This window comes from Acinetobacter sp. ANC_7682, assembly GCF_056779795.1.
This window is the reverse complement of record NZ_JBWYIQ010000007.1, coordinates 85,447-97,610: the sequence shown is the minus strand read 5'-3', so window position 1 is coordinate 97,610 and position 12,164 is coordinate 85,447. Positions and strand designations below refer to the sequence as shown.

General features: G+C 39.6%; 12 protein-coding genes. 7 read left to right on the top strand and 5 right to left on the bottom strand.

Annotation, left to right across the window (positions count from 1 at the left end):
* Nucleotides 1–127 (bottom strand): hypothetical protein (locus tag AC1M9D_RS04665; RefSeq protein WP_481611603.1); only part of this gene is annotated, 127 nt, incomplete at its 3' end.
* A 107-nt stretch (nt 128–234) separates the two neighbouring features.
* Complete coding sequence (gene tusA / locus AC1M9D_RS04660) at nt 235–492, bottom strand: sulfurtransferase TusA (RefSeq protein ID WP_035264077.1); 258 nt, start codon at nt 490–492, stop codon at nt 235–237.
* Nucleotides 493–692: 200 nt separating this feature from the next.
* Here tusA and AC1M9D_RS04655 point away from each other — a divergent pair, with 200 nt between their 5' ends.
* On the top strand, nt 693–1,532 hold the full coding sequence (locus tag AC1M9D_RS04655) for an HlyC/CorC family transporter (RefSeq protein WP_092767211.1): 840 nt from the start codon (nt 693–695) through the stop codon (nt 1,530–1,532).
* Nucleotides 1,529–3,088, top strand: a complete 1,560-nt coding sequence (lnt, locus tag AC1M9D_RS04650; protein WP_481596144.1) for an apolipoprotein N-acyltransferase — start codon at nt 1,529–1,531, stop codon at nt 3,086–3,088. Before AC1M9D_RS04655 ends, lnt begins: the two co-directional genes overlap by 4 nt.
* 64 nt (nt 3,089–3,152) lie before the next feature.
* Here the strand turns inward: lnt and AC1M9D_RS04645 are convergent, their stop codons facing one another.
* The 3 genes from AC1M9D_RS04645 to gspF form a co-directional block, all read right to left on the bottom strand.
* On the bottom strand, nt 3,153–3,485 hold the full coding sequence (locus tag AC1M9D_RS04645) for a hypothetical protein (protein WP_481611601.1): 333 nt from the start codon (nt 3,483–3,485) through the stop codon (nt 3,153–3,155).
* Nucleotides 3,486–3,766: 281 nt separating this feature from the next.
* A complete protein-coding gene (gspG, locus tag AC1M9D_RS04640; protein ID WP_092767409.1) occupies nt 3,767–4,204 on the bottom strand; it encodes a type II secretion system major pseudopilin GspG in 438 nt (145 codons plus the stop codon).
* A 46-nt stretch (nt 4,205–4,250) separates the two neighbouring features.
* On the bottom strand, nt 4,251–5,456 hold the full coding sequence (gene gspF / locus AC1M9D_RS04635) for a type II secretion system inner membrane protein GspF (protein WP_035264068.1): 1,206 nt from the start codon (nt 5,454–5,456) through the stop codon (nt 4,251–4,253).
* Nucleotides 5,457–5,608: 152 nt separating this feature from the next.
* Between gspF and AC1M9D_RS04630 the strand changes: the two genes are divergently transcribed.
* The 5 genes from AC1M9D_RS04630 (at nt 5,609) to AC1M9D_RS04610 (ending at nt 12,148) form a co-directional block, all read left to right on the top strand.
* Entirely contained in the window at nt 5,609–7,831 is a 2,223-nt protein-coding gene (locus AC1M9D_RS04630; RefSeq protein WP_481611600.1) for a primosomal protein N', read from the top strand.
* Between the two features lie 110 nt (nt 7,832–7,941).
* Nucleotides 7,942–9,822: a monovalent cation:proton antiporter-2 (CPA2) family protein gene (locus AC1M9D_RS04625; protein WP_481611599.1), complete on the top strand. Its 1,881-nt coding sequence runs from the start codon at nt 7,942–7,944 to the stop codon at nt 9,820–9,822.
* Between the two features lie 50 nt (nt 9,823–9,872).
* On the top strand, nt 9,873–10,748 hold the full coding sequence (hslO, locus tag AC1M9D_RS04620) for an Hsp33 family molecular chaperone HslO (RefSeq protein WP_092767221.1): 876 nt from the start codon (nt 9,873–9,875) through the stop codon (nt 10,746–10,748).
* 153 nt (nt 10,749–10,901) lie between these two features.
* Nucleotides 10,902–11,825: a DnaJ C-terminal domain-containing protein gene (locus tag AC1M9D_RS04615; protein WP_481611598.1), complete on the top strand. Its 924-nt coding sequence runs from the start codon at nt 10,902–10,904 to the stop codon at nt 11,823–11,825.
* Entirely contained in the window at nt 11,822–12,148 is a 327-nt protein-coding gene (locus tag AC1M9D_RS04610; RefSeq protein WP_035264056.1) for a chaperone modulator CbpM, read from the top strand. Before AC1M9D_RS04615 ends, AC1M9D_RS04610 begins: the two co-directional genes overlap by 4 nt.
* Nucleotides 12,149–12,164 lie beyond the last annotated feature (16 nt).

Below are 12,164 nucleotides of genomic sequence, written 5' to 3'. Positions count from 1 at the left end.
CAATGCGTTGTAGGAAGACTTGGCTATTCAGTTGTGAATGACTGAATTGGATGTGGAGGGCTCTGTTTTGGGCGGTTAGACCGAGCTGTTCAATCGTACGCTGAATATTATTGATGAAATTCTTCATGTCAAAATGAGTTAATCATTATTATTTAGATATTCTTAACCCAAATTGTACACGAAAAAATCAATTTTAAACGATATGAATTGTTTCAACCGTTAATTCACGACGGGCTAACCTTTTTTTACCAAATAATGAAATTCTTTGTTCCCATTGTCATCTAAACGTTCTTCTTGCAACAGCAATTCATGACCAAGATGCATACAGAATTTAGGAATATCCCAAGAAGTTGAATTATCTGTTGCAAATACTTCCACCACATCACCAGACTTAGATTTACGAATGGCTTGATGTAACATCATCACCGGTTCTGGACAACGTAAACCACGAGTATTCAACTGGATTTGAGGTTGAACTTGAGAATCAGACATTCAATATCGCCCTAAAAAGATTGGGCGATTATTTTATCATAATTCAATCTTTTCACTCCCAAATTCAGAAAAAGACTCCAAATACAGTGGTCTATGATCAAATAGATCATTAGGAATCAAAATTTTACCAATAGACAAGCGTATTTTCTTCGGTATGATTAAAACTTATTTTTTCAATTGAAGAGTCTTTAGGAAAGATCATGCAAGAGGAATCAGGTACATCGTGGGGTATGCGTGGCTTACGCAAATGGTTAGGCACAGCCCCAGAAACCCGAGATGAACTGTTAAAAATTGTACAAGATTCACGTCGACTACTCGAACCAGATACAGTAGCGATGCTCGAAGGAATCTTTGACCTTCCAGCGACTAAAATTCGTGAAGTCATGACGCCACGAACTTCAATGGTTAGCTTACAAGAAGATGATGAGTTATTGGATATTCTTGATGTTCTCATCGAGTCAGCACACTCACGTTTCCCTGTATTTTCAACAGATCAACCTGATAACGTCATTGGTATCCTTTTGGCAAAGGACCTCTTACCTTTCTTAAAAGATCGTGATTCGAAAGTAAATGTGCATTCGCTGATGCGCCAACCGATCTTTGTGCCTGAAAGCGCGCGTTCTGATCAAGTGCTCCGAATGCTAAAAAACACTCAAACACATATTGCGATTGTGATTGATGAGTACGGTTCTACTTCGGGTTTAGTGACACTTGAGGATATTCTTGAAGAAATTGTGGGTGAAATTGAAGATGAACATGACAATGTCGATGAAGAAGCCAATTTCATTGTTCCAGATCAAACCAGCAACAGCAGTAACACGTGGTTAGTTCAAGCACTTACACCAATTGAACATTTTAACAATGTTTTAAATGCTGAATTTTCTGATGATGAAGTGGAAACTGTGGGTGGACTATTACTGCAAGAAATTGGTTTAGTCAGCGATCTTCAAGGCCAAGTGATTGAATTGGGAGATTGGGAATTTACCATTGTGGAAGCAGATGTCCGTACTATTCATCTGATTCGAGCTGTGCGTAAATGAGAGCCTATTTTCAAAAATTATTGAGTCCTTCAGAAAAACAAAAATCATTACCTTTCATTTATCCACTCCTTATTGCTTTAACAGCAGGTGCGACTTTTAGTCTCGCACTTGCACCTTTTTATTGGTGGTGGCTGGCAATATTATCGCCAGCATTGCTATATGCCACACTCAGTAAGCGAAATCCTAAACAAGCATTCCTCATCGGTTGGACTTACGGTTTTGGTTTATGGTTTGTTGGTGCATTCTGGTTATACACTTCTATCCATGTGTATGGTGATACATCTGCGTTTTTAAGTGTCATCATGATTGCGATTATGGCCTTGGTGATGGGGCTATTTACAGCAATACAAACTTGGATATATCGTCGATTCTTTCCAGAAACACCACTTACTTTTGCCCCTTTATGGGTATTCTTTGAATGGGCAAAAACTTGGGTATTTACTGGTTTCCCTTGGTTATTTGCAGGTTATGCTTTTACCGAGCGCTTCTTAGATAGCTATGCACCTTTATTTGGTGTATTTGCCGTTTCTTTCGTGGTCATTCTCATTGCATCTGCACTTGTTGAACTCCTACGAAAACGCTACTTTTGGGCTATTCCAGTTTCAATTGTATTACTAGGTGCATGGGGCGCATCCTATTTAACTTTTGTTGAAGAAAAAAAATCAGCACCGCTGAGCGTTTCTTTAATCCAAGGTAATATCCCTCAAGATTTAAAGTGGTTAACTGAGTATCAAGTAAAGACACTTGAAATCTATGCACAATTAACACGATCAGAATGGGGACGTGACTTGGTGGTTTGGCCTGAATCATCTATCCCAATGTTTCAATCAGATATCGAACCATTTTTAGATGCAATGGATCAGCAAGCCAAAAGTACCAACACAGCTTGGGTAACAGGCATTCCATATTGGGATTTAAATGAATCTAAGGCATTGGGTTATCCGCGTTATTATAACTCCATGATGGCATCCGGTGATGAAGCTACAGGCTTATATAAAAAACAGCGTCTCGTTCCTTTTGGTGAATATATTCCGCTGTCTGGCCTGTTAAGTTGGGTGTTACCTGCGCTTCAAAATGATCCTTCAATGAGCGGTTTTTCACGTGGTCCGCAGGATCAAGCTCCATTTTCAATTCACAACCACAAATTAGCTGCTGCGATTTGTTATGAGGTTGCCTATCCGAACCTAACCCGACGCAATGCACTAAATAGTGATTTCCTCGTCACCGTTTCAAATGATGCTTGGTTTACTGGTACGGCTGGTCCGTGGCAACATTTACAAATGGTACAAATGCGAGCAAAAGAAAATGGACGCTGGTTTATTCGTGCAACCAATACAGGTGTGACTGCTTTTATCAACCACAAAGGGGAAATCGTCAGCCAAGCCCCAATTGATCAAAAAGCGGTTCTTCGTGGTGATCTACCTGCAATGGAAGGGCAAACTTGGTATACGAGATTCAGTGATTGGCCAATATTGGGATTGTCATTGATTTTATTGGTGATGGGTTGGTTCTTTAGACCACGTGTTGTCGATGTCAGTTTTAAATCTCGTCGATAACACTTGGTTTCAAATCAAATATACGTTCTATATCAAAAAAACCGAGCAAATATGCTCGGTTTTTTTAAATTTTTGTTGTGAGGTAAGACAGCATTGCCATCAAACTCAACATCGGAATAGATCGATAAATTTTAATGAGCAGCGCTTCAAATGTTGAAGATACATCAGACAGCGTCAAAACAGATGCTTTAAGTGCACTATAAAAACTTAAAATCGTAATCGCACTAAATACACTAATCGCCATAAATCCGATCATGATTTGACTGCTTGCATCTGCATTTGACCAAAGATCAATAAATAGATGACTAATAGGCAATAAGCTCAAAATAAGCAGTGCAGACTTGAGCACAGTCCAATGAAATAAATTGATTTCATCTGACAATATTAATGCTTTCATCATTCCCCCTTATTATCAAGCTAATCTGTTGGCTCCATTATGCAGGGAAAAATTAAAATAAAAAGCCTAATTTTCTTCATATTTTCTGTTTCTTGTAACCATTAAATATGGGAATAATTCTTATTATAAATCCCAAAAACCAATTATTTATAAACATTATAATTATCAATGATTTGGGTTAATATTTATAAATAATAAAGATTATCACTTCACTCAATATTTATTAATTCGATTAAGTGAAGTGATTAATACCATGAATGTTTTTTAATAATGATTTTCATTTATGGTGTGTAAAAGATATCAGCATCATTTCCTTCACCACCCTGCTTTCCATCTGCGCCGAATGAATAAAGATCATATGCACGACCTTCCGAACCAGGAATCACATATTGCAAATCATTATCCCAACTATCTTTAGGATAACCACCCTTCACATAACCACCAGGTAACCAATTTTTTGCTGAAGCTGGTTGATTGACTAAGGCATCCAAGCCACCATCTTGCATGGATGGATATTGGTTGTTGTCTAATTTGTATTGATCTAATGCACCTGCAACACCTTTCAGCGTAATGATTGTGGTATCAACCTTCGCTTTCTCACCACGACCCATGACATTAGGCACAATCAGTGCTGCAAGCACACCTAAAATCACAATCACTACCATCACTTCGATCAGGGTAAAACCAGATTGTTTTCGCATTTTCATCTTGTTTCGCATGTTTTCACTCGCTATTTCATTCATTATTAGAATTTATTGAATCTGTTTAAATCATATTGTTCATGTTGACGATTGGCAACATGACAGCAATCACGATCACCAATACAATCGCAGCCATTAACACCAACATTAGTGGTTCCAACAACGCCAATAATGTTGAGATCAATGTAGTAACCTCTCGATCTTGCATCGTCGAAGCTCTTTCTAACATTCGATCCAACTCACCCGAGGCTTCACCACTTTTGATCATTTGCACCATCATCGGTGGAAAATAACCACAGCGTTCAAGTTGCGTCGCCAAATTTCCACCCTCTGTGACCTTTTCAGCCGCGACATTGACTGCATCTCGAATAACCCAATTGCTACTTACTGCTGCACCAATTTTCAACGCGTCGACCAAAGGAACACCAGATTGCGTTAAGATAGATAAGGTACTTGAAAAGCGGGCGGCATTAATACCTCGTGATAGTTTTCCAAATAATGGCAACTTCAACGTGAGACGATCAAAAGCATAATGCCCTGCGGCAGTCCTTAAAAAACGCACCAATAGAAAGAATCCCAACGCCGATGCAACCAATACAAATGGCCAAGCTTGACGTATAAAATCACTGGCTTTCATTAAAGCAACCGTAATCCAAGGTAGCGCATCTTTACTTTGGTCAAAAGTTTTAACGATGTCTGGTACTACATAGGTCATGAGTCCCATTACGATACCGAAAGACATCAACATCAAAATAATAGGATAAATCATTGCACCTTGAATCTTCTTTTGCATCGCAAAGCGATTTTCAGTGTAATCAGCCAATTGATCGAGAATAAGATCTAAGTGTCCTGATCGCTCACCAGCAGCAATCGTTGCAATATAAAGTTCAGGGAATCTGCCAGATTGTTGCATCCCTTGAGCCAAGGAATGACCTTCTAAAACCTTTGATCTTACAGATAACATCAAATTTTGCACGTGAGCTTTTTCGCTTTGTTTGGCAACTGCTCTTAATGCTTCCTCAAGTGGGATCCCCGCAGCAACTAATACGGATAATTGGCGAGTCATTAAAGCTAAGTCATAAGCTGTAAATTTTTTTTGAAAAAAACCACCAGTTCGATGCTTGTCTTTTTGTTCTACAGCATCAACTTGTACTGGAATCCATTGTTTATCCCGAAGCTGTTGTCGAATCTGTCGGGCTGAATCACCTTCTAGCACACCCTTTTGCTGCTTTCCTGAAGCATCGATGGCAGTATATTGATATGCGGGCATGATAATGCTCTAATTTTCCTAATTATGATGTCTTAAGAGTTGCCTTAGACCGTTCTCTTCATTCATATTGATCACTTGCAACAACTTGAACACTCTATCACAAGCATTGGTTATCCACGATAAGTTTTCACCATATTGATCGACGACTATATATGACAAATATTTCAGAATTAAGCCAAATTGTTTATCGAGTGCGCATCGCGGTGCCAGTTTATCTATATGATTGTTTTGATTATGAAGTTTCTGCGGAACAATACCAAACTATACACATAGGTTGCCGTGTTCTTGTTTCGTTTGGTCGTCAAAACTTAGTCGGAATCGTACTTGAAAAGATCGCACCGGAAACGCCATTAGATCCGAAAATCAAACTGAAATCCATCACTGAAATCTTGGATCTACAACCCATACTCAATGCTACGATCATTCAGCTCGCGCAGTGGTCTGCTCAATATTATCAATTTCCCATTGGGGAAGTCATGCATACCACTTTGCCGACATTTTTAAGGCAGGGTAAACCCTATAATTTATTAGCTCACTCTTGGAAAGTTTTAAATTTAGACGCTGAAAAGAAAGTGGCTCGATCTTTAAAACAACAAGAGGCTTATAAAATATTAAAGTTACATCCGCAAGGGACTGCCGAGACAATACTGAATTTGAGTGGTGTGGAAACAGCAACATTAAAAGCGCTTGAAAAGAAAGAAATCGTCGAATGTAAATTGATTCAGCAGGACTTTAGTCCTGAACCTGTACAGCTGGCTCAAATGCCATTGACAGCAAATGATGATCAAAAAAAAGCAATTCAATCCATTTTAAAAGCACAAAATCGCTATCAAGCATTTTTACTCGATGGTTTAACTGGAAGCGGAAAAACTGAAGTTTATTTGCAAGTCATGCAAGAGGTTTTACAAAAAGGTCAGCAAGTATTGGTACTGGTACCAGAAATTGGCTTAACCCCTCAAACTATCAGTCGATTTCAATCTCGCTTTCACTGCAATATTGTCTTGTTGCATTCCGGACTGAATGACACAAAACGCCTCCAAGCTTGGCAATATGCTCAAACAGGGAAGGCCTCCATTATTCTTGGTACACGCTCTGCGATTTACACCCCCATGCCAAATTTAGGGCTCATTATCTTAGATGAGGAGCATGACCTGTCATTCAAACAACAAGAAGGTTTTCGCTACCATGCACGTGATGTTGCTCTCTATCGCGCTTATTTAGAGCAATGCCCCATTGTCCTTGGCTCAGCAACACCAAGTATTGACTCATATCATTTGGTGGAGCAAAAAAAATTAACGATTCTGAAACTCGATGAACGTGCCGCAGGTGCAAGCTTACCTAAAATTCATTTAATTGATCTAAAGATTGCTCAAAAACAGCATGGTATAAGCGAACAACTCATTAAAGAAATTCAAAAAAGACTCAATCAAGAAGAACAGGTACTGATCTTTTTAAACAGACGTGGTTATGCACCTGTCCTGATCTGCGAAAGCTGTGGATGGCAAGCCAATTGTCCCCATTGTGATGCACATTTTACGCTTCATAAAAAACCATATGAGCACCTGCATTGCCATCACTGTGGGACAATTAATCGACTGCCTGATCAATGCCCCTCTTGTCAGCAACACACCTTGAAGCCTATTGGAATGGGCACGGCAAAAGTTGAAGAGAATTTACAACTTTTATTTCCAGACTTTCCTGTGGTCAGAGTAGATCGTGATTCCACGAGCCGTGTCGGGAGTTGGCAAAAAATTTACGAGCAAATTCATCAAAGTAAACCGATGATTTTACTTGGTACGCAAATGTTAGCCAAAGGTCATCACTTTCCATATGTAACCTTAGTTGCAATCTTAGATATTGATAGTGGCCTACTCAGTGTTGATTTCAGAGCAACGGAACGAACAGCCCAATTGATTGTTCAAGTTGCAGGTCGTGCAGGACGAGGTGAAAAAAAAGGTGAGGTTTATCTACAAACTTTACGACCTGATCACCCTCTACTCAACACGCTCATTAATAAAGACTATCGTGCTTTTGCTCGTGAAACACTTCATGATCGTCAAGCTGCTTTACTCCCTCCAATGCGCTATGCAGCATTAATACGTTGTGAATCGCGTAGTCAGGAAGAAAATCTCAATTTTTTAACCAATATGACACAATCGCTCCAACAACATACTGGTGAGCTGATTGAGATTTGGGGTCCAATTCCTGCGCCAATGGAGCGAAAGGCTGGGCGTTATCAGGCACATGTGGTTTTATTGTCATCAGATCGTGCAAAAATGCATTTCTATATACGAGAATGGTGGCCATTCGTGCTTCAACAAAAACCTTCAACGATGAAGCTCAGTATTGATATAGATCCTCAAGAGCTAAGCTAATCATGAATAGAGTTAAATTATCAAAGTCGAAGACCTGAATTAAATTTACACAGCTAAAGCAGACACGATTACAATTTCATCAGTCCAACATTCCACTTTAGGGAAGGCCAATGCCATTGTTGTTACAAATCACAATTTTTCTAGCTGCCGCATTAATTTTTGTTCCGCTCGGAAAAAAAATTGGTATTGCGACAGTCTTAGGTTATTTGTTTACAGGAATATTACTTGGTCCAAGTGCATTGAATGTGACCAATGATGCCGAAACATTAATGAAATTAGCTGAGTACGGCGTGATTTTTTTGATGTTCTTAATCGGCCTAGAATTACGCCCTCAGCGCTTGTGGAATATGCGTCACTCTATATTTGTGATTGGAAGTGCTCAAGTCTTGATCACAGGTATAATTCTTGTCGCAACCATTTGGCTGTTCTTCCAACAGCATCTTGCTGCTAGTGTCGTAATTGGTCTTGCCCTTGCTTTATCATCTACAGCATTTGTCATGCAATTACTTGCAGAAAAGCAGCAGCTGAATACCGCGCATGGTCAGCAATCTTTCTCTATTTTACTGTTTCAAGATATTGCCGCTATTCCTTTACTCGCCCTGATTCCCCTACTCGCGGGAAATCAGTCTACACATCATGGTATTGCTTATTTTGCCGCTGTTGTTGCAACGTTTACTGGCTTATTTTTATTTAGTCGCTATGTGATGCGACCATTTTTTAGATTCATTGTACAGAGTGGTGCAACGGAACTCATTACGGCTGCTGGACTCTTCATTGTTTTAGCGGTTGTTCTGTTTATGGATATGCTCGGATTAAGCACCACGCTCGGTGCTTTTCTGACAGGTGTATTACTCGCGGATTCTGAGTTTCGCCATGAACTGGAATCGAGCATTCAACCCTTCAAAGGGTTATTACTCGGTTTATTCTTTATGAGCGTAGGCATGATGACACCGATTGATCTCCTCGTAGATCAGCCGCTATTCATTTTTGGTGGGGCATTAGTGCTGATCATCATAAAAATATTAAGCATGGTTGCAATCGCGCGATATTTTAAATTTCAATGGAAAACCAGTGTATTGATTGCCATTTGTCTTGCTCAAGGAGGAGAATTTGCTTATGTGATCTTAGCTGTTGCGAATACCGAAGGTTTAATTACTCAAGCAGTGTTATCCCCTACGATTCTGATCATTGCAATTTCGATGGCACTCACCCCTGTCATTTTCTGGCTTGCACAACGATGGCTCATTCCATATCTTGATCGAAAGACTGATAGCGCTGAAGATGTCCCATTACCAGACACTCATTCAACATTAATCATTGCAGGTTTTGGACGCGTCGGACAAATAGTGGCGCGCGTTGCTTATCTCAATCATGTCAGCTTTACAGCCATTGATAATAATTTAGAAAAAATTGATTTTGTGAGAAAGTACGGTGGTAAAATTTATTATGGAGACGCCTCCTCCCCTGATTTATTGAGATCTGCAGGCATCGAGCATGCTAAGGCATTTGTACTTGCTGTAGACGATGTGGAAATGTCGATGAATATTGCTCGCCATTTACGTTTGAATTATCCAACGCTCAAACTCATCGTCCGTGCCCGTGATCGACATCATATGCATTTACTTAAAGACTTAGGCATTGAGCATATTTGGCGTGAAACTTTTCTATCTTCACTCGGTATGGCATTTCGCACCTTAACCGCGTTAGGTTTAAGTCAAGAACATGCTCAACATAGTATTGAAATATTTAGAGACTATGATGAGCGTCTATTAGCTGAGCAACAACGCATCTATACGGATGATCAAAAAGTCTTTGAAAGCTATCGAAATTTCTTAGCGGAACTCGAACAAATTTTTGAAAATGATGCTCAACAACATCAACCACTTTCAGAAAGTTTAGATGAAACCATTGATTCTGAAGTAAGTTCTATAGAACGACGCGCTAAGCACTCGCAAAACCAAATTAATGTTTGTCGAGATGAAGAATTTTAACTTGTGATTTACAATATCGTCACCATCTAGACAGGGATTTGGAGAATTTTATGTCTGATTTACGTCAACGTTTTTTTATTGATAACAGCCCTGTTCGTGGTGAAGTCGTACATCTTGAAGATGCGCTTAAAACAATTTTAGCACAACGCGCCTATGCACCTGCGATTCAAATTTTATTGGGCGAAATGCTCAGTGCGACTGCATTGTTGGCCAGCACACTTAAAATTAAGGGACGTATTAGCCTCCAAATTCAAGCTTCTGGCACCTTAAAATGGGCTATGGCTGAATGTAATCACCTCGGTGAAGTACGCGGATTAGCTGAATATGAAGCTGATCCACGTTTTGAAGAAGCATCAGACAGCAGCATCGTTCTGAAAACTTTGGTCAGTCCAGTTTTATTTATTAATATTGAACCTGAATTTGGTGAACGCTATCAGGGTATCGTGCCATTAGATCAGCCGAATTTAGCTAAATGCCTCATGCAGTATTATGATTTATCTGCCCAAATCCCAACCAAGATCGTTTTAGCTAGTACTGCTCAACGCGCTGGTGGTCTTTTGATTCAATTGTTACCGCGTAACAATGATGAAGAGCAGCAAAAGGTTGATGAAGATATCTGGCCTCGTCTAACCATGCTCACTGAAACTTTAAAAACAGATGAACTTACTGAGCTGGATGCGCAAGAAATTTTGTATCGCTTATATAATGAAGAAGAAGTCAGACTACCTGAAGCTGAACAACTTCAATTTGGCTGTACATGTTCTAAAGAGCGTTGCTCTACAGCATTAATTCAGGTGGGTGCTGAATCTGTGCGTGAAATTTTAGAACAACAGAACCCTATTACCATGGACTGTCAATTCTGTAACACTCAATACAGATTTACTGCTGAAGAAGCACTTGGTCTATTCGGCGAGCACCTCAGTTAATCCTAAACAGTTCTCTTCGAAAATCAGCAAGTTTTACTTGCTGATTTTTTTTGTTGTAAGAAATTGAAACAATTATTCACCATCTGAACATATTGTAGTCTTCGAAAGTCTGCCCATAATGATTAAAAGTTAATCAACGGTTATTTTTGCTTAATGGCAAATAATTATTATGAGGAACTCGGACTAGATCGCGATGCGAGTCCTGAGGAAATAAAAAAATCATATCGAAAACTGGCTCGGAAATACCATCCCGATATCAGTCAAGCACCTGATGCCGAAAAAAAAATGCAGGCGATTAATACTGCGTATGACACATTAAGTGATCCTTTAAAAAAACAAGAGTACGATCAACAACTCGATCAGTTGAATAGTCAGTCTCCTTTCTCGGATAGTGAAAACCATACGAATCATGACTTTTCTGGCTTTGAAGATTTGTTTGGGCGTTTTGGAACAGGTTTTGGTGGAGGTTATGCACAGCGCTCACACCAATCTAAATCCCAGCCGATTCGTGGTGAAGATCAACATGCCAGTATAGAAGTGCCCTTACAAGTCGCTTTTGAAGGTGTCACTCAATCCATCCAATTGCGTATACCCACTTTTAATGCATATGGACAACCTGAAGTTCAGCGAAAAACCCTTGAAATTAGAATCCCGAAAGGGATGAAAAACGGTCAACAAATTCGACTCAAAGGTCAAGGACAAGCTGGTTTATCGGGCGGCGAAAATGGAGATCTTTATATACAGATCCATTATCAAACCACTGACAGCATATATGTCGATCAGGCAGACATTTACTATCACATTAACATTAGTCCTTGGGAAGCTGCTTTAGGCCAAGACATCGAGCTAAAAACCCGCTCTGGAAAGATTAAAGTCAGTATTCCTGAACATACAATTTATGGCAAACAACTCCGTATTAAAGAAAAAGGGATTCCCTCTTCCCCCCCAGGACACCTTTATCTAATCCTGAATATTGTTTATCCAAGAGCAGAATCCCCGCAGCAAAAACAGGCATATGAGCAATTTGCTCAAGCATTTACACATTTCAACCCTCGTGATGAAGGAGGTGAATCATGACAACGATTCAGTACCGAGAAGTGTACAAAAATGGATATTTAGAGGCTGAAATCATTGATGACCAATGTATTTTTGATTTAAAGCATTTTGCCCAAGCATGCGGACAAAGTCCTGAATGGGTTTTGCAATTACTTGAATATGAGATTCTACCTGCTCGTTCTGAGCAAAAAATCCATCAATTTTTTGGTGAAGAACTTACTCGAGCACGGAGAGCTTATCGCTTGCAACGGGATTTTGAAGCAAGTCTCCCTGCCGTCGCCATGATGATGGATCTGATAGATGAAGTACAACAATTGCGCAAGCAAGTGAAATACTTCAAATAAAGCAAGCCCACATAAA

Excerpts from the sequence above, each read along its gene's own strand:
- tusA (WP_035264077.1), bottom strand. The coding sequence starts at position 492 with ATGTCTGATTCTCAAGTTCAACCTCAAATCCAGTTGAATACTCGTGGT.
- AC1M9D_RS04655 (WP_092767211.1), top strand. The coding sequence starts at position 693 with ATGCAAGAGGAATCAGGTACATCGTGGGGTATGCGTGGCTTACGCAAA.
- lnt (WP_481596144.1), top strand. The coding sequence starts at position 1,529 with ATGAGAGCCTATTTTCAAAAATTATTGAGTCCTTCAGAAAAACAAAAA.
- AC1M9D_RS04645 (WP_481611601.1), bottom strand. The coding sequence starts at position 3,485 with ATGAAAGCATTAATATTGTCAGATGAAATCAATTTATTTCATTGGACT.
- gspG (WP_092767409.1), bottom strand. The coding sequence starts at position 4,204 with ATGCGAAACAAGATGAAAATGCGAAAACAATCTGGTTTTACCCTGATC.
- gspF (WP_035264068.1), bottom strand. The coding sequence starts at position 5,456 with ATGCCCGCATATCAATATACTGCCATCGATGCTTCAGGAAAGCAGCAA.
- AC1M9D_RS04630 (WP_481611600.1), top strand. The coding sequence starts at position 5,609 with ATGACAAATATTTCAGAATTAAGCCAAATTGTTTATCGAGTGCGCATC.
- AC1M9D_RS04625 (WP_481611599.1), top strand. The coding sequence starts at position 7,942 with ATGCCATTGTTGTTACAAATCACAATTTTTCTAGCTGCCGCATTAATT.
- hslO (WP_092767221.1), top strand. The coding sequence starts at position 9,873 with ATGTCTGATTTACGTCAACGTTTTTTTATTGATAACAGCCCTGTTCGT.
- AC1M9D_RS04615 (WP_481611598.1), top strand. The coding sequence starts at position 10,902 with ATGGCAAATAATTATTATGAGGAACTCGGACTAGATCGCGATGCGAGT.
- AC1M9D_RS04610 (WP_035264056.1), top strand. The coding sequence starts at position 11,822 with ATGACAACGATTCAGTACCGAGAAGTGTACAAAAATGGATATTTAGAG.